Source organism: Erythrobacter fulvus (assembly GCF_028595285.1).
Lineage (GTDB): Bacteria > Pseudomonadota > Alphaproteobacteria > Sphingomonadales > Sphingomonadaceae > Erythrobacter > Erythrobacter fulvus.
In genome coordinates this window covers 170,811-193,881 of sequence record NZ_JAQQXQ010000006.1, presented here as the reverse complement: position 1 = coordinate 193,881, position 23,071 = coordinate 170,811, and the positions used below count along the sequence as shown (strand labels likewise).

At 66.3% G+C, this 23,071-nt stretch carries 24 protein-coding genes; 20 read left to right on the top strand and 4 right to left on the bottom strand.

The window, feature by feature from the left end; translation table 11 throughout:
• Positions 1–101: 101 nt before the first annotated feature.
• Complete coding sequence (locus OIK40_RS09700) at positions 102–1,343, top strand: Ppx/GppA phosphatase family protein (protein ID WP_273678128.1); 1,242 nt, start codon at positions 102–104, stop codon at positions 1,341–1,343.
• Positions 1,340–2,005, top strand: coding sequence for an RlmE family RNA methyltransferase (locus OIK40_RS09695; RefSeq protein WP_273678127.1), 666 nt, complete (start codon positions 1,340–1,342; stop codon positions 2,003–2,005). Before OIK40_RS09700 ends, OIK40_RS09695 begins: the two co-directional genes overlap by 4 nt.
• A 19-nt stretch (positions 2,006–2,024) precedes the next feature.
• Here the strand turns inward: OIK40_RS09695 and OIK40_RS09690 are convergent, their stop codons facing one another.
• Positions 2,025–2,708: a c-type cytochrome gene (locus OIK40_RS09690; RefSeq protein WP_273678126.1), complete on the bottom strand. Its 684-nt coding sequence runs from the start codon at positions 2,706–2,708 to the stop codon at positions 2,025–2,027.
• A gap of 120 nt (positions 2,709–2,828) precedes the next feature.
• Here OIK40_RS09690 and OIK40_RS09685 point away from each other — a divergent pair, with 120 nt between their 5' ends.
• From OIK40_RS09685 to bla, 8 genes are all read left to right on the top strand, one after another.
• Positions 2,829–3,722 carry a prephenate dehydratase gene (locus OIK40_RS09685; protein WP_273678125.1) on the top strand — a complete coding sequence of 298 codons (894 nt, stop codon included), beginning with the start codon at positions 2,829–2,831 and terminating at the stop codon, positions 3,720–3,722.
• Positions 3,723–3,881: 159 nt separating this feature from the next.
• Complete coding sequence (locus OIK40_RS09680) at positions 3,882–4,499, top strand: hypothetical protein (RefSeq protein ID WP_273678124.1); 618 nt, start codon at positions 3,882–3,884, stop codon at positions 4,497–4,499.
• Positions 4,496–5,752 carry a DUF4350 domain-containing protein gene (locus OIK40_RS09675; RefSeq protein ID WP_273678123.1) on the top strand — a complete coding sequence of 419 codons (1,257 nt, stop codon included), beginning with the start codon at positions 4,496–4,498 and terminating at the stop codon, positions 5,750–5,752. Before OIK40_RS09680 ends, OIK40_RS09675 begins: the two co-directional genes overlap by 4 nt.
• Positions 5,753–5,774: 22 nt before the next feature.
• Positions 5,775–6,731, top strand: coding sequence for an AAA family ATPase (locus OIK40_RS09670; protein ID WP_374211804.1), 957 nt, complete (start codon positions 5,775–5,777; stop codon positions 6,729–6,731).
• A gap of 4 nt (positions 6,732–6,735) precedes the next feature.
• Positions 6,736–8,109 carry a DUF58 domain-containing protein gene (locus OIK40_RS09665; protein WP_273678121.1) on the top strand — a complete coding sequence of 458 codons (1,374 nt, stop codon included), beginning with the start codon at positions 6,736–6,738 and terminating at the stop codon, positions 8,107–8,109.
• The gene (locus OIK40_RS09660; protein ID WP_273678120.1) at positions 8,106–9,173 is read left to right on the top strand and encodes a stage II sporulation protein M; all 1,068 of its coding nucleotides are present in this window, start codon (positions 8,106–8,108) and stop codon (positions 9,171–9,173) included. The genes OIK40_RS09665 and OIK40_RS09660 overlap by 4 nt, the downstream gene beginning before the upstream one ends.
• Positions 9,170–10,129 (top strand): RDD family protein, encoded by a 960-nt coding sequence (locus tag OIK40_RS09655; RefSeq protein WP_273678119.1) that lies wholly within the window; start codon positions 9,170–9,172, stop codon positions 10,127–10,129. Before OIK40_RS09660 ends, OIK40_RS09655 begins: the two co-directional genes overlap by 4 nt.
• Complete coding sequence (gene bla, locus OIK40_RS09650; protein WP_273678118.1) at positions 10,126–11,058, top strand: class A beta-lactamase; 933 nt, start codon at positions 10,126–10,128, stop codon at positions 11,056–11,058. Before OIK40_RS09655 ends, bla begins: the two co-directional genes overlap by 4 nt.
• An 80-nt stretch (positions 11,059–11,138) precedes the next feature.
• Here bla and OIK40_RS09645 read toward each other — a convergent pair whose 3' ends face one another.
• Positions 11,139–12,149: an isoaspartyl peptidase/L-asparaginase family protein gene (locus tag OIK40_RS09645; protein WP_273678117.1), complete on the bottom strand. Its 1,011-nt coding sequence runs from the start codon at positions 12,147–12,149 to the stop codon at positions 11,139–11,141.
• A gap of 75 nt (positions 12,150–12,224) precedes the next feature.
• Between OIK40_RS09645 and OIK40_RS09640 the strand changes: the two genes are divergently transcribed.
• Complete coding sequence (locus OIK40_RS09640) at positions 12,225–12,737, top strand: GNAT family N-acetyltransferase (protein WP_273678116.1); 513 nt, start codon at positions 12,225–12,227, stop codon at positions 12,735–12,737.
• Between the two features lie 15 nt (positions 12,738–12,752).
• On the top strand, positions 12,753–13,703 hold the full coding sequence (locus tag OIK40_RS09635; RefSeq protein WP_273678115.1) for an SDR family NAD(P)-dependent oxidoreductase: 951 nt from the start codon (positions 12,753–12,755) through the stop codon (positions 13,701–13,703).
• Here OIK40_RS09635 and OIK40_RS09630 read toward each other — a convergent pair.
• The gene (locus OIK40_RS09630; RefSeq protein WP_273678114.1) at positions 13,700–14,638 is read right to left on the bottom strand and encodes an alpha/beta hydrolase; all 939 of its coding nucleotides are present in this window, start codon (positions 14,636–14,638) and stop codon (positions 13,700–13,702) included. The genes OIK40_RS09635 and OIK40_RS09630 overlap by 4 nt on opposite strands.
• A gap of 202 nt (positions 14,639–14,840) precedes the next feature.
• On the opposite strand from OIK40_RS09630, the gene OIK40_RS09625 reads away from it, so the two are divergent.
• From OIK40_RS09625 to OIK40_RS09590, 8 genes are all read left to right on the top strand, one after another.
• Complete coding sequence (locus OIK40_RS09625) at positions 14,841–15,371, top strand: sigma-70 family RNA polymerase sigma factor (protein WP_273678113.1); 531 nt, start codon at positions 14,841–14,843, stop codon at positions 15,369–15,371.
• 1 nt (position 15,372) lies between these two features.
• Entirely contained in the window at positions 15,373–16,026 is a 654-nt protein-coding gene (locus OIK40_RS09620) for an NrsF family protein (RefSeq protein WP_273678112.1), read from the top strand.
• A gap of 53 nt (positions 16,027–16,079) precedes the next feature.
• On the top strand, positions 16,080–17,231 hold the full coding sequence (ispG, locus tag OIK40_RS09615) for a flavodoxin-dependent (E)-4-hydroxy-3-methylbut-2-enyl-diphosphate synthase (protein ID WP_273678111.1): 1,152 nt from the start codon (positions 16,080–16,082) through the stop codon (positions 17,229–17,231).
• Positions 17,228–17,776, top strand: coding sequence for a thioredoxin family protein (locus tag OIK40_RS09610; RefSeq protein ID WP_273678110.1), 549 nt, complete (start codon positions 17,228–17,230; stop codon positions 17,774–17,776). The genes ispG and OIK40_RS09610 overlap by 4 nt, the downstream gene beginning before the upstream one ends.
• Positions 17,777–17,788: 12 nt before the next feature.
• Complete coding sequence (locus tag OIK40_RS09605; RefSeq protein WP_273678109.1) at positions 17,789–18,340, top strand: manganese efflux pump MntP; 552 nt, start codon at positions 17,789–17,791, stop codon at positions 18,338–18,340.
• A 7-nt stretch (positions 18,341–18,347) separates the two neighbouring features.
• Positions 18,348–19,268, top strand: a complete 921-nt coding sequence (locus tag OIK40_RS09600) for a histone deacetylase family protein (RefSeq protein ID WP_273678108.1) — start codon at positions 18,348–18,350, stop codon at positions 19,266–19,268.
• 32 nt (positions 19,269–19,300) lie between these two features.
• Positions 19,301–20,797 (top strand): NAD(P)-binding protein, encoded by a 1,497-nt coding sequence (locus tag OIK40_RS09595; RefSeq protein ID WP_273678107.1) that lies wholly within the window; start codon positions 19,301–19,303, stop codon positions 20,795–20,797.
• A 75-nt stretch (positions 20,798–20,872) separates the two neighbouring features.
• Positions 20,873–21,577 (top strand): murein L,D-transpeptidase catalytic domain-containing protein, encoded by a 705-nt coding sequence (locus OIK40_RS09590; RefSeq protein WP_273678106.1) that lies wholly within the window; start codon positions 20,873–20,875, stop codon positions 21,575–21,577.
• Here the strand turns inward: OIK40_RS09590 and OIK40_RS09585 are convergent.
• A complete protein-coding gene (locus tag OIK40_RS09585; protein ID WP_273678105.1) occupies positions 21,574–23,022 on the bottom strand; it encodes a L,D-transpeptidase family protein in 1,449 nt (482 codons plus the stop codon). The two genes, OIK40_RS09590 and OIK40_RS09585, sit on opposite strands and share 4 nt — an antisense overlap.
• Positions 23,023–23,071: the final 49 nt, after the last annotated feature.

The window sequence follows — 23,071 nt, the reverse complement described above, 5'->3', positions numbered from 1 at the left end:
CTGCATCGCGCCCGCTTGCCCTGCCCGTGCGCTTGGGTTAGCTTGGCTTCAGGTGCTCTGTGCGCACATGCGCGCAGCGGTGATGAGAAAGTACAAGGATCATGGCGGACACTCTGCCGCCGGACAGGAATGCCAGGGCTGGCAAGAAACGGGGCTCGAAGTCCGGCAAGGTAGCCGATTTTCGCTACAAACGCGCCCCCCAGCCCGAACCGCGCAGGAACGGCCGTGATGGCCGTGCCAATGGTGCAACGGCATCAGGCAATCGACGCGCGGAACATGATCTTTCCGCGATCGGAACTTTGCGCCCGGGCCACCACGGCGAGGCCTATGCCGCGCTGGATCTCGGCACCAACAACTGCCGCTTGCTGATCGCGCGCCCATCGGGCCGGGATTTCACCGTGATCGATGCCTTCAGCCGGGTGGTGAAGCTGGGCGAAGGCCTCGCCACCAGCGGACGCCTGTCGGACAAGGCGATGGATCGCACAATGTCCGCACTGACGATCTGCGCCGAGAAGCTGCAACGCCGCAATGTCCGGCTTGCCCGCTCGGTCGCGACCGAGGCCTGCCGCCGGGCCGCGAACGGCCCCGATTTCATCGAGCGCGTGCGCCGCGAGACCGGCATCGCGCTCGACATCATCAGCGCCGAGGAAGAGGCGCGCCTAGCAGTGCTGGGTTGCCACATCCTGCTGGAAGCGGGCGATGGTCCCGCGATGATCTTCGACATCGGCGGCGGGTCGACCGAGCTGGTACTGGTCGAGGCGGGTGGACCGGAAGCCAGCCGGGTGCCGCGCATCCTCGACTGGCAGAGCGTGCCATGGGGCGTCGTCTCGCTGACCGACACGGTCGGACGCAGCGAAGAGGGCGAGAGCGCGCGGCTGGCCCGCTATGCCGAAATGCGCCGTCTGGTGGCCGAAAGCTTTGCGCCCTTTGCCGCGCGGGTGGCTGGTGCCGCCCGGCATCGCGACATCCGCCTGCTGGGCACCAGCGGCACTGTGACGACGCTTGCCAGCCTCTATCTCGAACTGCCGAGCTATGATCGGAAGGCGGTGGACGGACTGATCGTGCCGGCGACGGAAATGCGCGAGATCAGCGCAAGACTCAGCGTTATGACCCCTTATGAACGCAGCACCCTGCCCTGTATCGGGCAGGATCGCGCCGATCTGGTGGTCGCGGGCTGCGCGATTCTCGAATCGATTCTCGACCTGTGGCCGGCGCGGCGGCTCGGCGTCGCCGATCGCGGCATCCGCGAAGGCATCCTGAGGAGCCTGATGGCAGCCGAACGCCGATCCGAACGCAGCTTGCGCGCGCTCCACCAGCAACGCTCCGGGCAGTCTGTAAGATGAGCCGCGCGGGCAAGACACCCGACAAGCGGGTGAAGACCGCGCGCGGGCGCACCGCCAGCCAGGTGCGGTGGCTCGAACGCCAGCTTAACGATCCCTACGTTCGTCAGGCCAAGGCTGACGGCTATCGCAGCCGCGCCGCCTACAAGCTGATCGAGCTGGACGAGAAATTCGCGCTGCTCAAAGGCGCGGCCCGCGTGGTCGATCTCGGCATCGCGCCCGGCGGCTGGACGCAGGTGGTGCGCCAGAAAGCGCCGAAAGCCGAAGTGGTGGGGATCGATCTTCTGCCCGTGGAGCCGATCGAAGGCGTCACCATCTTCCAGATGGATTTCATGGCAGACGAGGCCCCGGCCGCCCTTGCCGAAGCGCTCGGCGGACCGCCCGATCTGGTGCTGTCGGACATGGCGGCCAACACCGTCGGCCACAAACAAACCGATCACCTGCGCACCATGGGGCTGGTCGAGGCGGCGGCGTGGTTTGCGGTGGAAAATCTCGCGCAAGGCGGCGCGTTCGTCGCCAAGGTGCTGGCCGGCGGCACCGACAGCGAGCTGCTGGCGCTGCTGAAAAAGCATTTTGCCAGCGTCAAGCACGCCAAACCCCCGGCGAGCCGCAAGGGCTCGTCGGAATGGTATGTCGTCGCACAGAAGTTCAAGGGGCGCGGCTAGACGCGCCCCGGCGCCGGTCTTATTCGACCGCGGCTTCGGGATCGGTACCCGCTTCGGCCTCTGCCACAGCTTCGGCCTCGGCCTCCAGATCGCCTTCGACCGCCGGAGCCTCGGGCGTATAAGCCGGGAGCGGGAGGTTCGAGCCGAGCGTGTTAAGATAGGCGGAAATCGCTGCGCGATCCTCGACCTTGGACAGACCGGCGAAGCTCATCTTGGTGCCCGCGACCATACCCTTGGGGTTCTTGAGCCAGGCATCCATCTTTTCCCAGTCCCACTGGCCGCCCAGCGCCTTCAGCTCGCCGCTATAGGCGAAACCGGGGTGGTTCGCGACATTGGCGCCCATCACGCCGTAGAGGTTCGGGCCGACGCCATTGGCACCGCCCTGCGTCACGGTGTGGCAGCTCTGGCACTTGGCGAAGGCCTTCTCGCCCGCAGCGACCAGATCGGCGACCGGCATCGCGTTCAACGCCTCGGCAACGGAGACTTCCTTCGGGCCGGCAGTCTCCTCGACCGCGCCTTCGATCACATAGCCGAGCTGCTCGGGCCGTTCGGGCTTGCTGCCATGGAAAAAGCCTCCCGAAAGGATCGAAAGGCCGAGGCCGAGGCCCGCAGCGCCCAGCACCCAGCCGGCGGCAGTGTTGAACAGATCGCCGCCACCATTCTGGCTTGCGGCATCAGCTTGCGAAGAAGTGTCCTGTGTCATCCCGCCAGCCCCATAGTGTTGCCCTCGCGCCCGCGCAAGACGGTTCGTGGCACGATTTCTTGCACCTTTTGCAAGCAGGCTTGCCGCGTCGGCCCGGGCGCTCTAGCAGCCATGATCACTATGCGATCCTTTCCTGGCCCTGCTCTCGAAATCGTCGACCGGATGCGCGCCGCCGCTTCGGCCGATCCCTCGCGGGCAATCGCCTTTCAGGGTTCGCCCGGCGCCAATTCGCACCGCGCCGCGACTGAGGCCCGCCCGGATTTGCTGCCGCTGCCCTGTTTCAGCTTCGAAGACGCGCTCGAAGCGGTGAAGGACGGGCGCGCGGGCCACGCCATCATCCCGATCGAGAATTCGCAGCACGGGCGGGTGGCGGACATCCATTTTCTGCTGCCCGAAAGCGGGCTGTACATCGTCGGCGAATATTTCATGCCGATCCACCATGCGCTGATGGCGCTGGGCAATGGCCCGTTCGAAGCGGCCTACAGCCACCCGCAGGCGCTGGGCCAATCACGCCGCTACCTGCGCGAGAGAGGGATCGTGCCGCTGAGCCATGCCGACACGGCGGGCGCGGCGGCTTTCGTGGCCGAGCGCGGCGATCCGAATGTCGCGGCAATCGCGCCTGCCATCGCCGCCGACCTCTATGGCCTGAAGATCATTGAAGAGAACGTCGAGGACAGCCCCGACAACATGACCCGCTTCGTGGTTCTGGCGCGGCAACCGCTCGGGGCCGACGCGCTGGCGGGCAAGCCGGTGATGACGACCTTCGTGTTCGAGGTGAAGAATATCCCTGCGGCGCTCTACAAGGCGCTCGGCGGCTTCGCCACCAACGGGGTCAACATGACCAAGCTCGAAAGCTACCAGATCGGCGCGAGCTTTTCGGCGACCATGTTCTATGCCGACATCATCGGCGCGCCGGGCGATCCGGCGGTCGACCGGGCGATGGAGGAATGCGCGTTCCATTCCAAGGAATTGCGCATTCTGGGCACCTACGAACAGGCCCGCGCGCGAGGTTAGATTGGCGCGCAAGCCGCGGCAGGCGGTTTCGCGGTTGCGCCTGCGCGGGCACCATGCCACCACCTGCAAGGCATGACCGTAGCGGCGCAAACCCTCCCGGCAGAATCATCCCCGAAATCAGGTGCATCATCTGCCCCTGATGCGTCCGCATGGGATCGCTTGCGGGGATCGGACGACCTGCAATTTGCACCCGTCGAGATACCGGAAATCAAACCGCCCGAGCCGAGCTGGTTCGAAAAGGCGCTGTCGGAAGTGTTCCGGTTTCTGGCGGAGCTCTTCGCCCCGCTCGGTCAAACGCTGGGCGCATCCTGGTGGTGGCTGCAATGGGTGTTGCTGACGGGTGTCGTGCTGTTCGTTCTGGTGCTGCTGTGGCGCGCCTTCGGCAACGCTGCCGGGGGGCGCGGCGGTGCCTCTGCCGGCGTGACAGACGAATGGCAGCCAGAACGTGCGGCCAGCCTTGCGCTGCTGGAGGATGCCGACCGGCTTGCCGCCGAGGGTCGTTTCGACGAGGCGACCCACCTGTTGCTTCAGCGCAGCGTCGGCCAGATTGCCGCCGCCCGGCCCGGCTGGGTCGAACCGTCCAGCACCGCACGTGAACTTGCCGCGCTGCCCGCCCTGCCCGAGGCCGCGCGCAATGCCTTCAGGATCATCGCCGAACGCGTGGAGCGCAGCCTGTTCGCCCTGCGCGCGCTCGAGAAAGCCGACTGGGAAGCCGCACGCGCGGCCTATGCCGATTTCGCGCTCGCCCGCCTCACCGGGCAGGAGCGCGCCGCATGAGCGGGCAGGTCGCCTTCTCGCGCGGCGGCACGCTGGCGCTGGTGGCGGTAGGCTTTGCCCTGTTCCTTGCCCTGATCTGGCTGATCGCGTCGGGCGAGGACTTCGGAGGGGGCGGCAATAACGGGCAGGCCCACGCCGCGAGCAAGGGCCTCAACGGCTATGCCGGACTGGCGCGGCTGCTGGAGGCCGATGGTTTCGGCGTCACCCGATCGCGCAGCCCTTCGGGCCTCGAAACCGAAGGTCTGCTGGTGCTCACCCCGCCGCCCGGCGCCGATCCGAAGGAGATGGGAAAGATCCTGCGCAACCGCGAGATGACAGGCCCGACGCTTGTGATCCTGCCGAAATGGAATGCGCTGCGCCCGCCGCAAACATTGCCGCGCGAGGTGCGCTCGAAGTTCAAGCCGGGGTGGGTGATGCTGTTCGATGCCCAGCCCGCCGAATGGACCGCCGACTTGCCCTCGCCCTATGGCTTCACCCATCAGGTCGAAACGCTGGAGAAGGACGAGGAGCCGGGCTGGGACGGCTTTGCCCAGAGCGGTAATCTTCCGACCCGCACCATCCTCTATGCGGACGAAAGCGATCTTCACGAACCCCTGATCACCGATTCGGCGGGCCACTGGCTGGCGCTGCGGGTGCTGGGGGAGCAAGGCAGCGACTATTACGAGGACGCGCATTGGACGATATTCGTCGCCGAGCCCGATCTGCTGAACAATTACGGGTTGGCCGACAGAACCCGCGCGGCAGCCGCGCTCGCTCTGCTGCGCGAGGCAGCCTATGACGGTGATATTGACGAGATCACCTTCGATCTGACCCTCAACGGCTTCGGCGCATCGGAAAATCTGCTTACCCTGGCCTTCCGCCCGCCCTTCCTCGCTGCAACGCTGTGCCTGTTGCTGGCGCTGTTGATCGTTGGCTGGCGCGCGTTCCAGCGGTTCGGCCCGCCCGCAGCCGCAAACGGACCCGCCATCGCATTCGGCAAGGAGCGGTTGATCGCCAATGGTGCGGGGCTGATCCTGCGGGCGCGGCGGTTCGGCCTGCTGGCCGCGCCCTATGCCGCACTTTCGGCGCGCGAGATAGCGCAGCGGCTCGGCCTTGCGCGTCCCGATCCGGAGGCGATCGATGCCGCGCTTGCGCGCCGGCTGCCGTCCGAAGAGCCCTTCTCGCGCCGCATCGCGCGGCTCGAAGCCGCCCATCGGCCCGCCGACATTCTCGACGCCGCACGGGCGCTCGACGATCTGAACCACAAGCTGTGACAGGGATACGCAACACATGACCATGAGCCTCATCGACGTGCGCGCGCTTGCCGACGCGATCCGGGCCGAAATCGCCAAGGCGATCGTCGGACAGGACGACATGGTGGACATGCTGCTGGTGGCGCTGCTGTCCGAAGGCCATGTGCTGATGGAGGGCCCGCCGGGCACCGCGAAGACCTTCCTAGCGCAAAGCTTCGCGACGGCGCTGGGCCTCGATTTCGGGCGGATCCAATTCACGCCGGACCTGCTGCCGGGCGACATTCTCGGCTCCAACCTGTTCAACTTCCAGACCAGCCAGTTCACCCTCACCCGCGGTCCGATCTTCTGCGATCTGCTGCTGGCGGATGAAATCAATCGCACCCCGCCCAAGACCCAGGCCGCGCTGCTCGAAGCGATGCAGGAACGCCGCGTGACGCTCGACGGGGAAACGCACCAGCTGGCCGAACGCTTCATGGTGGTGGCGACCCAGAACCCGATCGAGAACCAGGGTGTCTATCCCCTCCCCGAAGCCCAGCTTGACCGCTTTCTGTTCAAGCTGCTGGTGCCCTATCCGGCGGAGGAGGAAGAAACGCGGATCGTGGCGACCTATGGCCAGCGCTCCGGCCCGCAGCGACCGGCCGATCTGGGCGTGCAGGCGGTCACCAATGCGGCCGGCATCGGCGCTGCGGCGGCGGCGCTGTCGCAGGTCACCGTGGCCGAAGAGATCACGGCTTACGTCGTGCGGCTGGTGCGCGCCACCCGCGATCATGCCGAACTCACCGTCGGCGCATCCCCGCGCGCGGCCGTGCTGCTGGCCGGTGCCGCCCGCGCCCGCGCCGCGCTGGAGGGACGCGATTACGTGATCCCCGACGATGTGAAAGCGCTCGCCGTGCCGGTGTTGCGCCACCGCCTGACCTTGTCTCCCGCCGCCGAGATCGAGGGCCGCGACATGGAGGCTCTGGTCGCCGAACTGGTCGAAAGCACCGAGGCACCTCGCTAGGCCGATGGCTGAGCCATACCGCCTGCTTGTGACGATACTCACGCCGCTAGGACGGCTGCTGGTCATCGCCCCGACCGAGCGGGCGGCGTGGACGATGGCCGCGCTCGCTCCGGTCGCGCTGGTGATCGCCGCCACCGCACCGGGGGCGTGGATCGCCGCGCCGGTGCTCGGCGGCGTGCTGCTGGCGCTGGTGGTGCTGGACGCGCTGCTGTCGGGCCGCAACACCGGCTGGGACATCCACGCGCCTGCCGATACCGAAGTCGGGCAGCCGGCAAGCATCAGCATTGCCGCGCGCTTTGCCGGCGGGCGGCAACGGGCGGTCAGCGCCGCGCTCGCCTGCGACCCACGCATGGCGGAAGGCGGCCGCGTGCTCGTCACGCTCACCCCCGATCCCGACACACCGGGCTGGCGCGGGGAGACCACCGTCACCCCCGTCCGGCGCGGCACCGCAGAAGTCAGCCGTGCGTGGCTGCGCTGGGAAGGCCCACTCGGCCTCGGCGCGCGGCAGGTCAGCTATCCGCTCGAACAGGCGGTGCGGATCTGGCCGGACTTGTCGCCGGTGCGATCGAAGGACTTGCAGACCTTCCTGCGCAACGCCCAGACCGGCCTCATCGCCCGGCGTATCCGCGGCGAGGGGACGCAGTTCGAGGCCTTGAGCGAATACGAACCCGGCATGGACCGGCGCCGGATCGACTGGAAGGCGAGCGCACGCCACACCCGCCTCTACGCCCGCGAGAACGAAAGTGAACGCAACAACCAGATCGTGTTCGCCTTCGATTGCGGGCAGGCCATGTGCGAGCCGGTGGACGGGCTGCCGCGCATCGACCGTGCAGTGTCCGCCGCGCTGACCTGCGCCTATGTCGCATTGAAGGGCGGCGACAAATGCGCACTGTTCGGTTTTGCCCGCCGTCCGCAGCTGTTCACCCCCTTCATCGGCGATGCCCGCGCCTTCCACCGTCTGCAAAGCGCCGCAGCGGGGTTGGATTACGAAGCGGCGGAACCCAATTTCACGCTTGCGCTGGCGACCCTGACGACGCGGCTCAAACGCCGTTCGCTGGTGGTGGTGTTTTCCGACTTCACCGATCCGACCAGCGCGGAACTGATGGTGGAAAGCCTCGGACGGCTGGCGAACAAGCATCTGGTGCTGTTCGTCACCATGGCCGACGCCGAGATCGAACGCGTTATCGCCGCTCCGCCTGCCGACATCGCGACACTGGCCCGATCGGTGACCGCCGACACACTGTCGCAGCAGCGCAAACTGGTGCTCGGCCGCCTGAAGCGCATGGGGATCGACGTGATCGAGGCGCCGTGGGAGAAAATCGGCCCGCAGCTGATCGACCGCTACTTCCTGATCAAGAACAGCGAGGCGATCGGATGAAGGCTCCGATCCTCTCGTCATGGTTCGGTCGCGGGGCGGTTGCCGCGCCGCCCGATATCGAAAGCGCAAGCCTGCGCTCCGACCGCTTCCGGCTGGAACGCGAAGGCGAATGGCGGCGGCTCGAAGCTATCGTCGCGCGGATGGAGCGCGGCGGGCTCAAACGCATTTCCGACGAAGATCTGCTGGCACTGCCCGCGCTTTACCGCACTGCTGCCTCCAGCCTTGCGGTGGCGCGTGAAACCAGCCTCGATGCGGCCACTCTCGGCTATCTCGAAGCGCTGGTGCAGCGCGCATGGTTTCAGGTTTACGGCCCGCCGAAAGGCTTTGCCGCGTGGCTGCGCGACTTCCTGTTCGGCGGCTGGAGCCGCGCGGTGCGCGCGCTCTGGCTCGACATCTGCATCGCGCTGGCGGTGATGGTCGCGGGCAGCGTGGTCGGCTGGTTGCTCGTCGCCCGCGACGAGGCCTGGTATTATCGCCTCGTGCCCGGCCGGATGTCCGACACCCGCGTGCCGGGGGCGAGCCGCGAGGAATTGCTGGCGACGCTGGCGACCGAAGAGAATGCGGCCGGCCTGTCTACCTTCGCCGCGCAGCTGTTCAGCAACAATTCTGCCGTGTGCATTCTCGCCTTTGCGCTCGGTTTTGCCTTCGGCATCCCCTCGCTGCTGCTGCTGGTGCACAACATGGCCTTGCTCGGCGCGCTGCTGTGGCTGTTCGACGGGCAGGGGCTGCTGGTGGAACTCGCCGCATGGCTGAGCGTGCACGGCACGACCGAGATCTTCGGCATCCTCCTTTCGGGTGCAGCGGGGCTCCATATCGGGCGCGCGATGGCCTTTCCCGGAACGCGGCCCGTGCTCGCCGCTGCTGCCGAAGCGGGGCAGCGCAGCGCGGTGGTGATGGTCGGCGTCGTCATCATGATGGTGGTCGCCGCACTGCTCGAAGCCTTCCCGCGCCAGCTGGTTGACGGCACGGGCCCGCGCTTCCTGATCGGCGGGATGATGCTGGCCTTCTGGCTCGCCTATTTCTTCCTCTATCGCCCGCGTCCGATGACGGAGGACGGGGCATGAGCGCCGCCGCCACCCGCACGCCCCCGCGCCTGCGCCCCCGGCTGCGCGCGGGGAATGGTCGCCGGCGGGAGATGATCACCCCCGAAGGCCTGTCGCTACCAGTCACCCTCGCTTCGCGCGGGAGCCGGGCGGGCGCGCTGATGCTCGACGTGCTGATCATCGTCTTCGGGCTCATCGCCGTTCACATGTTGTTGTTCTGGATTGCAGGCGGGCTGCTTGAGGGGACAAGCTTCGATCCCACTGATGCCCCGCGCGGCGCGCAGGAATTCCTGCAGATCCTGCTGGTGATCTTCGTTTTCGTGACGTGGTACGGATATTTCCTCGTGCAGGAACTCGGGCCGCGCGGGGCAACGCTGGGCAAGCGGATTGTCGGCATCCGGGTGGCCGCACGCAGCGGCGGCCGGCTGGCACCCGAAGCGGTGATCGCGCGCAACCTGCTGCGCGATATCGAGGTGTTCTATCCGCTTGTGTTCATCGTCACACTGCTGCTCATGAGCAGCAACAGCGAGGATGTCGGCCCGCTGGCCTTGGCGGCGACGGCATGGTTTGCGCTGTTCCTGTTGCTGCCTTTCTTCAATCGTGATGCCCTGCGTGCGGGGGATATCGTCGCCGGGACATGGGTGGTGGAAATGCCGCGCACCAAGCTGGCGGAAACGCTGTCGACGCAGGGCGCGGCGGCGCTGGGCGCGAGCGAGGTTACCGGCGCGCGCTATGATTTCGGCGAGGCCGAACTGTCGGTTTACGGCGAGAAGGAATTGCAGACGCTCGAACGCATGCTGCGCGAATCCTCGCCCGAAGCACTCGCCGCGGTGCATGAAACAATCTGCCGCAAGATTGGCTGGGAACCGGGCGCGGGTGACGAGCGGGCTTTCCTTGAAGCCTTCTATGCGCAATTGCGGGCCAAGCTCGAAGGCGATCTCAGGTTCGGCAAGCGCAAGGTAGACAAGTTCTCATGATCATAGACCGACGCTATTTCCTCGGCGGCACGCTGGCACTGGGTGCGGCGGCCTGCGTTCCACCCGATCAGGCGCCGGCGGCCCGGCTCGCCGCCGAACTGCGGCGGATCGAGGGCGAGGCGGACGGCACGCTTGGCGTCGAACTGTTCGATACCGCCACGGGCCTGTCAGTCGGCATCAACCGCGACCGGCGCTTCGGCCATGCTTCTTCTTTCAAGCTTTCGCTGGCTGCGATGTTGCTCCAGCGCGATGCGGCGGGTCTGATCGATGCTGACAAGCTCGTGAAGTGGACAGAGGCGGACATGCTGTCCCACGCGCCCTTCACCCGCGAACGCATGGCAACCGGTGCCAGCCTGCGCGAATTGGCGCGGGCAACGCAGGTCACGTCGGACAATCCGGCGGCCAATATCCTGCTGCGCGCACTGGGCGGCCCGGCCGCGCTGACGGCTTTCTGGCGCTCCATCGGCGACAAGATCAGCCGGGTGGACCGGCTGGAGCCGGAAATGAATATCGTCCCCACAGCCGAATTCCGCGACACCACCACGCCTGCCGCCATGGCGCGAACGGTTGCAAGGATCATTTACGGCGACGTTCTACCCGAAGCCGAGCGGGCCGAGTTGAAGGGCTGGATGGTGGAAACCGAAACCGGCCTGCGGCGCGTACGCGCAGGACTGCCCGAAGGCTGGATCGCGGGTGACAAGACCGGCACCAGCGGGCTGATCAGCGGGGCAGAATATAATTATATCGACATCGGCTTTGCCGAGCCGCCAGAGGGCGCGCCGATCACCTTCGCCTGCTATTTCCGCGCACGCCAGAGCGAGGACGAAATGCTCGCGCGCGGCGAACAGACGCTGGCGCGGGTGGGCGGCCTGATCAAGGAATTCGCCGAGCCGGAGAGCGGGTTGCCGATGGTGGGCAAGCTTTACTGATCAACATCCGTTCGTGTCGAGCGAAGTCGAGACTCCTTTGACGGGCCTCTCGACGACGCTCGAGGCGAACGGGGTTGAGATCAGTGATCGGGCGTGCTCGAAGCCTTCTCCTCGCCGCCGAAGATCGCCACTTCGCGCACCCCTGCACTGGTCGCGCGGCCGCGATACATGCCAGTGGTGTTGAAGCTGAACAGCGCCTCGCCTTCGGGCGTAACAAGGATCACCCCGCCGTCGCCGCCGAGCGAAGCCACGTCGGCCATGACATCGTCGGCCACTTGCTGCGCCGCCGCACCCGCTGCACGCAGCCGCGCACAAATCTCGTGCGCCACGCCGACGCGGATGAAATACTCGCCCCATCCCGTCGCCGAGACCGCGCAGCTCCGGTTATCCGCATAGGTCCCTGCGCCGATCACTGGCGCATCGCCCACGCGGCCCCAGCGCTTGCCGGTCATCCCGCCGGTGGAGGTGCCCGCCGCAAGGTTGCCGCTCTGGTCGAGCGCGACCGCGCCGACCGTGCCGAACTTGTGATCGACATCCAGCGCCGAAAGCTTTTCCGCCTTCAAGCGTTCGAGCGAGCGGCGGCGCGCTTCGGTAGCGAAATAATCGGGCGGGGTGACGGCAAAGCCCTTGTCCACCGCAAAGGCCTCTGCACCCGTACCCATCAGGAACACGTGTTCGCTGTCGGTGCGCACCTTGTCGGCGAGCAGGATCGGGTTCTTCACCGTCTTCACCCCGGCCACCGCGCCCGCACTGCGGTCGCGCCCATCCATGATCGAGGCGTCGAGTTCATTCGTGCCATCCCAGGTGAACACCGCACCCTTGCCGGCGTTGAACAGCGGCGAATCCTCCATCGGCATGATCGCCGCCTTGACCGCATCCATCGCGCTGCCGCCCTCGGCCAGCACCGCCGCCCCCGCATCCAGCGCCTTCTGCAAGGCCGCCTCGTATTCGGCGCGGCGTTCGGGCGTCATCTGTGCGGGATCGAGTGTGCCTGCGCCGCCATGGATCGCGATGGACCACTTGGGCGCATCATCGGCAAGTGCGGGTTGGGTCATGAGGGCGAGAGCAACCAGTGCGATGAGTTTCTTCATGGGCCGACGGCATAACGCGCCCCTGCGGCTTTCGCCAGCTTAACAGCATGCTTCCTCCACGCTAGGGCGATGCGCATGATTGACCGGCCCGCCACTCTTGCCGATGCTCCCGCGCTCGCCGTGCTCGGGGCTGAAACCTTCGTCGCCGCCTTCGGCCACCTTTACACCCCGGCCGACCTCGAAGCCTTCCTTGCCGAGGTTCACGATCCGCAAGCGGTGGCTGCGGAAATCGCGGGCGACAGCTGCACCCATCGCCTTGTCGAGGATGAAGGCAAGCTGGTCGCGTTCTGCAAGCTGCGCTACCCCAGCCATTACACGCACCATTCCAACGCGCGCGATCCGATCGAGCTGGGCCAGCTTTATGCCCTGCCCGGTTATACCGGCCATGGTATCGGCGCGCGGCTGATGGACTGGGCGTTGGGCGTGGCGCGAGAAAGGGGCCATGATGCGGTGCTGCTGTCGGTCTATTCCGAGAATTACGGCGCGCAGCGGTTCTACCAGCGTTACGGTTTCGGCAAGATCGCCGACATCACCTTCCGGGTGGGCGATCATCTCGATCCGGAGTATCTCTACGAACTGATATTATAACCACGGGAGACGGACATGGGCGGATTCGGCTGGAGCAGCAGCACCGACGAGGTGCTGGCGGGCAAGGACCTTTCGGGCACGAGCGTGTTCATCACCGGGGCCAATTCCGGGCTGGGGCAGGAAACCGCCCGGGCCATGGCGGCCAAGGGTGCGCATATTATCATGGCAGGGCGCGATCAGGCGAAGCTCGATGAAGCCGTGGCCGCGATCCTGGGCACCGTGTCCAAGGCGCAGCTCGATACCATCACGCTCGACCTCGGCTCGCTCGAAAGCATCCGCGCGGCAACATCGCGTGCCCGCCAGCGGTTCGACAAGATCGACCTGCTGATCAACAACGCCGGCGTGATGGCCTGCCCGTTCATGCATACCGCCGACGGGTTCGAAATGCAGTTCGGCACCAACCACCTTGGCCATTTCGCGCTGACGGCCGAACTGATGCCGCTGATCGAGCGCGGCCATGCCAAGCGCATCGTCAACCTTTCGAGCCGCGGGCACCACTTCGCCGCCGTGGATTTCGACGATCCAAACTTCGAACACCGTCCCTATGATCCGTGGGTCAGCTATGGCCAGTCGAAGACCGCCAACGTGCTGTTCACCGTGGGGCTGGAACAGCGCTTCGCGGTGCTGGGTATCCACGCTTATGCAGTCCACCCTGGCGGCATCCAGACCAATCTCGGCCGCCATATGACCGAAGAAATGGTCGCCGCGCTGATGGAGCGCGTGACCAGCAGCGACAGCGGGTTCGAATGGAAAACCATTCCTCAGGGCGCGGCGACAAGCTGCTGGGCCGCGACCGCGCCCGAGCTGGAAGGCAAGGGCGGGGTCTATTGTGAGGATTGCCACGTCGCCGGAGTGGACGATGTGTCCTCCAGCGGAGGCGTGCGGTCCTACGCGGTCAATTCAAGCTATGCTGACCAGCTGTGGAAGCTCAGCGAGGAGCTGACCGGCGCGAAATTCCCCAGCTAGGCGGACAGGAATTCGCTCAGCAGGCGCAGCACGTCCTTCGCTTCGCGCGTGGGGGTGATCGCCATGAACACATGCGGCGCGGCTTCGTATTCATAAAGCTTCGCGTCCACCCCGGCAGCGCGCAGCTTGCCCACGAAGGTGCGCGAATCGATGATGAACAGGTCGTGCCGTCCGGTCCAGATGCGAGTCGGCGGCAGCTTCGCGAGCTCGTCTGTTGGCGTGTAGAGCGGACTCACCTCGGCACCGGCCGGGTCCCGCGTCCCCGCCACCATCTCTCCGCAGGCGCGCAGCGTGCCAATCTTGAGCATCAGGTCATTGGGCTCGACCGCCGCGATCGCGGGGTCGGCCAGCGTCAGATCGAGCCACGGCGCGAACAGCGCAAGCTTGCCCGGCATCGGGCCGCAGGCCTTGGCAAGCCGCAGTGCCAGCGCCAGCGCAATATGCCCGCCCGCACTGTCGCCGTTGAGGATGATCTTCGCCGGATCGTGATGCTCGGCCAGCGTCGCCCATGCGCTGTCAGCGACCGCGTCCTGTTCCGCGTGGGGGCTTTCGGGCACCACCGGATAGAGCAGCACGGAGACGCTGATCCCGCAATGCTTCACCATCGCCGCCACCAGCGGCCAGTGCACCTTGAACATCGGCTGCACGAAACCGCCACCGTGGAAATAGAGCATATGCCATTCGCCGGGGCCGCTCTTGGGATGGATCGTCACCACCCGATGCCCTTCCGCCTCCCATTCGCCGACCAGAAAATCGCGCCTGAAGCTGACGGGCATCGGCGCGTCGACAGGTAACTGGCGCCCGGTCATGCGGCGGTGGAAGCCTTCGGCGTCATGGGGAAAGACAGGTTCGGCGCGGGCCATTACCCATTTGACGGCGCGCATCAGCAGACTCGGCGCAGGGCTGCGCAGTTCGATCGGGTTGTCGGTCAGCATTGTCTCTCCTCGCACTGGCCGCCAGACTGAAGCCACCCGCGCCCAAGTCAAGGCTGTCCGCACGTGGCGAAACCGGCATTTTTTTGGCAGGATGTAACCGCTCGGGGCCCTGCGCACGAAACCACGGGTGAAACCGCCGCGCCGCCGCGCGCAGGAAAAGGAATGCCCCATGCCCGTTTCGCGGAACGCGAAAGCAAGCTGAATGCTCGCCGACGAGGCCACCTTCGCCCGTCTGATGGCTGCGATGCAGGCAGGCGACCGCGCGGCGGCGAACGTCCTGCTGACCGAGGCGGGCGTCTGGCTGGAACGCTATTTCCGCCGCCGTCTGCCGCCGGGCCAGGTCGATGATCTGGTGCAGGAGGTGCTGATCGCGCTCCATGCCAAACGCGCCACGTGGGACCCGGCGCGCCCGTTCCTGCCGTGGCTCGCGGCGATTGCGCGTTATCGTTGGGTCGATCATTTGCGCCGCGTCTATCGCGACGCGAGTGAGGAACTGGAGGAAGAAAGCGGCGCGCAAAGCAGCGAGGAGGACGTCGTGATTGCCCGCGTCAGCCTTGATCGGCTGTTCGCGCATCTCCCGGTCAAGCAGGCCGAAGCGATCGAACTGGTCAAGATCGAAGGCCTGTCAATCGAGGAAGCCTCGGCCCGCAGCGGTCAGAGCGCCAGCCTTGTCAAAGTCAACATCCACCGCGGCCTGAAGAAACTGGCCGCGCTCGTCGAGAAAGCCGATTAAGATGAACTCTCCCCGCAACCGCTCCGATCTGATCGCCGCGCTGGCAGACACTGCCGAGCCGGTACGCCGGGTCCGTGCATGGCAAGGCGCATGTCTTATCGCCGCCGCGACGCTGGCCGCCGCGATCGGCACCAGCACGCTGTTTTCCTTCTGGGACGGTATCCTGACGGGCGAGGCATCGCCCTATTTCTGGATCGGCAATGGTCTGCTGCTGATGCTGGGTGCGGCAAGCAGCGCTGCGCTGGTGGCCGGTGCGCTGCCGCAGGTTGGCCCGCGCGCCAATGCGCCGGTCTGGGCGTTCGCCACACTGTGCCTGTTGCCGCTCGCCGCGCTGATCCAGCTGGTATGGGCGTCCGGTCACCATGCACATGACGGCCTTGCCGATCCGGCTGCGTGGCATTGCCTGACGTCGGCGCTTGCAGCGGGGCTGGTCGTCGCGGTGGCTGCAGTGCTGTTCCTGCGCCGTGCGGCACCCGTGGCGCTGGCACGGCAAGCGTGGCTGACGGGGCTTGCAGCCGGCGCGCTGGGCGCGCTTGCCTTCGGCATCACCTGCCCGCTCGACGGGATCGCGCATCTCGGCATCTGGCACGTCCTGCCCGTACCGATCGCGGCGCTGGCAGCGCGGGTGATCGTGCCGCCGCTGATCCGCTGGTAAGCCGCGCGTTCCAGTCATTGCCCCGCCACAAGCGCGCGGCTATATGGCTCGTCATGTCCAGTATTCGCCCGTGGCGCACGATCGAGCGGCGCAAATCGCGCCAGATCATGGTGGGGAATGTCCCCGTTGGCGGTGATGCACCCATCACCGTGCAGACCATGACCAACACCCCGACAGAGGACGTGAAGGCGACGATCGACCAGATCCGCCGCTGCGAGGAAGTCGGGGCCGACATCATCCGCGTGTCCTGCCCGACCGAGGAATCCACGCGCGACTTCAAGCAGATCACCCGCGCCGCGCGCATCCCGATCGTCGCGGACATCCATTTCCACTACAAACGCGCGCTCGAAGCGGCGGACGCGGGCGCGGCTTGCCTGCGCATCAATCCCGGCAATATCGGTTCGGCCGACCGGGTCGCCGAAGTCGTGCGCGCGGCCAAGGCCAATGGCTGCGCGATCCGTATCGGCGTGAACGCGGGCAGTCTGGAAAAAGACCTGCTCGAAAAATATGGCGAGCCCTGCCCGGAAGCGCTGATCGAAAGCGCGCTGGATCACATCAAGCTGCTGCAGGATCACGATTTCCACGAATACAAGGTGGCGGTGAAGGCCTCCGACGTGTTCCTTGCGGTCGCGGCCTATCACGGACTCGCCGAAACGGTCGATTGCCCGCTGCACCTCGGCATCACCGAGGCGGGCGGGCTGATCGGCGGCACCGTGAAATCCAGCATCGGCATCGGCAGCCTGCTGTGGGCCGGCATCGGCGACACCATCCGCGTCAGCCTGTCGGCAGAGCCCGAGCAGGAAATCAAGGTCGGCTTCGAGATGCTCAAGGCATTGGGCCTGCGCACCCGCGGCGTCCGCATCGTCTCGTGCCCCTCGTGCTCGCGCCAGGGTTTCGACGTGATCCGCACCGTTGAAGCGCTCGAACAGCGGCTCGAACATATCAAGACGCCGATGAGCCTTTCGATCCTCGGCTGTGTGGTGAACGGCCCGGGCGAAGCGCGCGAGACCGATATCGGCCTCACCGGCGGCGGCGCGGGCAAGCACATGGTCTATCTGCGCGGGGTGACCGACCACACCGTGCAGAACGAGGACATGCTCGATCACATCGTGCGCCTGGTCGAGGAAAAGGCCGCCGAAATCGAAGCGGGCGAGGCCACGGCCTTCGATCCCCACGCGCCCCAGCCCGCCGAAGCCGCAGAGTGATACGCGCGCTGATTGCCGGGAGTGCGGCGCTGGCGCTGGCTGCCTGCGCGACGACACCGCCCGCCCCGACACATCCCGAGGCAAAGTCTTACGCGGTCACCCCCGATGCCATGGGCGATGTCGACGCCGCGCTCGCCCGCGCCGCCGGGAATGGCAAGCGGGTGCTGCTGGTGATGGGCGCCAACTGGTGCCACGACAGCCGCGCACTGGCCGGATGGCTGGAAACCGAACGCTTCGCCGCGCTGGTGGCGGAGGAATACGAGCTGGTCTTCGTCAATGTCGGCCTGCCGCAGACGGGCGACGGCCACAACCTCGCCATTGCGCAGCGATTTGGCCTTGCCGACTTCCCTGGCACGCCCGCGCTGCTGGTGCTGACCGCCGAAGGCGCGTTGGTGAACCCCGACACCGCGCAAAGTTGGCGCAACGCCGCAAGCCGCAGCGAAGAGGCGATCTACGCCGAACTCGCAAGCCTCGCCGATGCGCCGGTGCCTGAAGCTGGGCCTGCACCTGCACCTGCCCCCTCGCCCGAGCCTGACAGCACGTAACAGGCCGCCGCCGTGTTCGAAGCCGTTTTCCTCGCGCTGGCGCTTGCCATGGACGCCTTTGCCGTTGCCATGACGCAGGGTGCGCGGTTCCGGCCCGGCTGGGGCGGCGCTATCGCCATCGCACTGACGTTCGGCATCTTTCAGGCGGTGATGCCGCTCGCCGGCTGGGGGATAGGTGCCGTCGCTTTCGAATATATCGAAACAGTCGATCACTGGGTAGCATTCGGCCTGCTCGGCTTTCTCGGGGTGCGGATGCTGGGCGGACACGTGGGCGAAGAGGAAGCCGCGCGCGCGCTCACGGGCACCGCGCTGCTGGTCGCAGGTGTGGCGACCAGTGTCGATGCGCTTGCCGCAGGTATCACCCTGCCGACCCTCGACGTCGCGCCGTTTACGGCGGTGGCGCTAATCGGCGGGGTGACTGCGGCCCTGAGCGCCGCAGGCGTCATTCTGGGGCGGATCGCCGGCGAGAACTGGGGCGAATGGGCCGAGCGCGCCGGAGGCGTGATCCTGATCGGGCTGGGGTGCAAGATCCTCGCGGAACATACGGGCTGGCTGCCGGGTTGAGCGAATAATGCTCCACGTCGTTCACCATGCCGACTACATGGCCCCGCGCCCGGAGCGGGGGTCTTTCCGGTTCGACAAATATTACCTCGTGATGGAAGAACTGCGCGCGAGCGGAGCCCCGGTCACCGAGCACGCGCCCGAACCCATGCCGCGCGAATGGCTGGAAGCGGTGCATTGCCCCGACTACGTCGATCAGGTGTTCCGCGCCGAAGTCCCGCGCGAGAAGGAACGCCGCATCGGCTTTCCGGTGACGCCGCACATTGCCAGCCGCGTGCGCCACACCAATGGCGGAACATGGCTCGCCGCGCGCCTTGCCATGCGCCACGGCTATGCCGCCAACTCGGCGGCGGGCAGTCATCACGCGCTGCATGATACGGGCGCAGGTTACTGCGTGTTCAATGATCTTGCGGTCGCAGCCAACCGGCTGATCGCCGAAGGAGACGCGCGGCGCATCCTGATCGTCGATTGCGACGTGCATCAGGGCGACGGCACCGCCAGCCTCACCGCAGGCCGCGCCGACATCTTCACCCTCTCGCTTCATGCCGAAAAGAACTTTCCGGTGCGAAAGGCACGCTCCAGCCGCGACGTCGGCCTGCCCGACGGGGTGGACGATGATGGCTACATGGAAGTCCTCACCCGGCACCTTCCCGAGGTGTTCGCGGACTTCGCGCCTGACTTCGTGCTCTATCAGGCCGGCGTCGATCCGCATGCCGAGGACAAGCTCGGACGGCTGGCGCTGAGCGATGTGGGACTTGCCGCGCGCGACCGCTTTGTGGTCGGCGAAGCGCGCCGTCGCGGGCTCGCGATCGCTTCGGCGCTCGGCGGGGGCTATGGCGACGATCCGCGTATCGTTGCCGCACGCCATGCCGCCTCAATGCTGGCCATGGCCGACGAGAATGCCCGCACCCTTCCCTCCGATTTATGTTAGGGCATGCGGAGTGCATCTTGGGGGGATAGATGATGAACGATTTTGCCACCGATTATCTCGTGGTTGGCGCCGGCGCGGTTGGCATGGCTTTTGTCGATACCTTGCTGGACGAGGATCCCGATTGCCACATCACCATCGTTGATCGGCACGCCCGGCCCGGTGGGCACTGGAACGATGCCTATCCCTTCGTCGCCCTGCACCAGCCGAGCGCGACCTACGGGGTCAATTCGCTGGAACTGTGCCCAGACCGGATCGACACCCACGGTCATAATACGGGCATGTATCCGCTGGCACGCCACGCCGATCTTCTCGCCTATTACGACCGGCTGATGAACGAACGCCTGCTGCCGAGCGGGCGCGTGGCCTACCACCCGCTCACCGATTATGCCGGGGGCGAGGCCGGGCTTCATCATATCCGGCCGATCCTGTCAGGCGATGAACGCGCTATCACCGTGCGCCGCAAGCTGGTCGATGCGACATGGTTTCAGACCTCGGTACCGTCGACTCACACGCCGTCCTTCGCGATTGCTGAAGGCGCACGGCTGGCGATCCCCGGCGATCTGCCCGGATTGTGGAAGCAGCGCGGCAATATGCCCGATCACTACATCATCCTCGGCGGCGGCAAGACTGCGATGGATACCGCGGTATGGCTGATCGAGGCCGGAGTGGACCCCGACCGGATCGGCTGGGTGCGCCCGCGCGATTCGTGGATGTTCAACCGCCGATTTCTTCAGCCCGCCCATGCGCGGATCGAAGGCCTGCTGGAATTCCAGCTTGCGCTGGTAGAATGCGCGGCAGCGTCCGACAGCGGCAGCGAAATGTGCGAAAAGCTGGAAGCGCGCGGCGTGATGCTGCGGATTGACCCGCAGGTTGCCCCCACCATGATGCACTATGCCGTGATCTCGGAAGGCGAGATTGATCTGCTGTCACGGATTAAGGCCGTCTACAGGCAGGGCCATGTCACGGCCATCGCACCGGGCCGGATGATGTTCGTCGATGATTCCGTCACGGTGCCTGACAACACCTTGTTCATCGATTGCACCGCCAGCGCCGTGCCGAAGACCGTGGGCGACACGGTCCGCCCTATCTTCGCCGCCGACCGGATCACGCTGCAATTGGCGCAGACCCCCCTCGTGCCCTACAGCGCGGCGCTCTGCGCCTTCCTCGAAGCCAATTTCGACACGGATGACGAACGCAACATCCTGTGCCCGCCCGCGCCCCTGACCGATACCCCCGACACCTATCCCTTCGCAGTGATGGCCAACCTGATGAGCGCCGGGCGGCTCGGCCAGAATGCAAAGACCAATGCCTTCAACGCCCGCAGCCGATTGCATCCCACCGGCCCGGCAGTCGCGGCGATGATGGCGGCTGGCGATCCGCGGCTGGCAAAGCTCGCCAAGGTGGGCGAGGCGATCAATGCCAACATGCCCGGCGTGATCATGCTGGGCATGAAGGCGAAGGCGATCCACGAGGCCAATCCGGGTTGGGGTCGCCCTTCAGACGCAACAGCGCGGCACGAAGCGGTCTGAAGCTGCGACGAGTTGCCCAGCTTTCATCATTTGCGTTATAGGGAACGCAAGGCTTGCGGTTTACGTTAGGACAGGATGAAGCGGCGCGACCTTCTCAAGGGCAGTCTGATTGCCGGAGCGGCATTGGCCGCGCCCGCGCGCCTGCTCGCCGCGACTGTAGCGCCCGGCACCCCGCGCGACCGCACGCTGTTCGCCCTCGCCAAGCGCGAGCTTGACCGGGCGGGCGATGCGATCTGGAAGCGCGACATCGTGGGCATCGCCGATTTCGGCCTGCATTCGGCCAAGCCCCGCTTCCACTTCGTCAATCTCGACCGGGGCGAGGTGCAGTCCTATCACGTCAGCCACGGCAGCGGCTCGGATCCGCAGCACGACGGCTGGCTCAAGCAGTTCTCCAACACCGAAGGCTCCAACGCGACCAGCCGCGGGGCCTATGTGACCTGGGAATGGTACAAGGGCCGCTACGGCACCTCGGTGCGCCTCGGCGGGCTGGACGAGACCAACAATGCCGCGCTGCAACGCTATATCGTGATGCACCGCGCTGATTATGCCGAGCCTTCGCATATCGAACGCTGGGGCCGCCTCGGGCGCTCCACCGGGTGCTTCGCGATGGGCGAGGAACAGTTCCGTATCGCGCTGATGCACCTGTCCGGCGGGCGCCTGCTCTATGCCGACAGCCTGGGGCTGGAAGAGGACGGGAGCATCCAGCCGGTGCCCGAACTGGCAAGGATCGAACGCCAGCCGCTCGACCTGCTGCAGCGCCCCGCGACCTCCGCTTTTTAACCGTCCTGCAGATCGTCCTCGATGACGATCACCTCGTCGTCGATCACGTTGCTGCGGTTACGCACCCGCGGCTTGTCGAGGCTGGCGAGCACCGGCGCGTCGCGGTTGTAGATGTCCTTGAAGGTCGCCATCTCGCCGTTGATGTCCGAAGCCATGGTGAAATAGGTGATGTAGGCGGGAAACTGCTTTTCCAGCATCACCTTGGTATATTTGCGCGAGGTCGAGATCGCTACCGCCTCGTCCTTGGTCGCGCCCTTGCCCAAGATCGCCATCGTAATCGCCAGTTCCAGCGCGCGTTCGGTCCGCACGCAGCCGTGCGAAAGCGCGCGCTGGTCGTTGGCGAACAGGTGGCGCGAGGGCGTATCGTGGAAGAAGATCGCGTGCGGATTGGGCATTTCCAGCTTCATCATGCCCAGTGAATTGCCCGGGCCCGGCTGCTGCACGACGCTGACGTAACCATTCGCGCCCTTGGTGGCGACATAGCCGTTGCGCTTGGCCCAGGCGGGGTTGGCTAGCGCGCGTGCGCCCAGTCCTTCGCCCTTCACGATCGACTGCGGCACCGTCCACGTGGGGTTGAACACCACGCCTTCGACCATCTCGGCGAGCTGCGGAGTGGCAGTGCGCCCCGGCTTGCCGACGATCGTGCGATAGGTGCTGATGATCTTGTCCTTGACCGTCAGGCGCAGCTGGAATTCGGGGACATTGGTGATCAGGTATTGCGTGCCGAGATCGCGCGCCAGCCAGCGCCAGCGGTCCATGTTGGCGCGGATCAGCTTGCGCTTTGCCGCATCGCTTTCGGGCGTTTTCGCCAGCGCCTCGCGCAGGCGGGCGTAATCGGGATGAGTGGGGTTGAGCGTGGCCAGCGTACCAGCGATGTCGCCGCTCGTTAGCGCCTGCTCCAGCATGTCGCCGGTGCGGAACAATTCGCGGTCCGGATCCTCGACGAACCACTGCTCGCGCGCATCCATCGGGGTGCGACCGTCGCGCAGGTCCTCCACCAGCCACGCAAAGCTTTGCGAGGCCAGCGCGTCCAGCTCGTCCGACGGGCCGGAGGCGAGCGCCACCTTGAGCGGTTCGAGATCATAATCTTTCGGGTCGAGCCCCTCGGCGCCGATTCCCTCGATCACGGCGACCAGCTTGGTGGCATTGGCAATGGTCCACGGCTGCACTAGCGGCGCGGGCATCTCCATTCCGCCCTGCACCACCGGTTCGGATACCATGCGCGGGAAGGCCTGATCGAAGGCGCTGCCTGTGGTCGGGGAAGGCGTCGGAGTCGGAGCCGGAGCCGGACGCGAGGCCGGCATCTCCACCCGTGCCGGCCCGCCCTGCTGCTGGCCGCCGGAAACCATGTCCTCGCGGCTGACCTGCGACTGGGCAATGGCCGAGCCTGCCAGCAGCGCCGCCACTGCGACACCGGATGCGAATTTGCCCGGAAACCTCTTCATAAAATGCTTTCCAACCCCGTTGCGCCGCACAGCGCGGCCCAAAACCGTC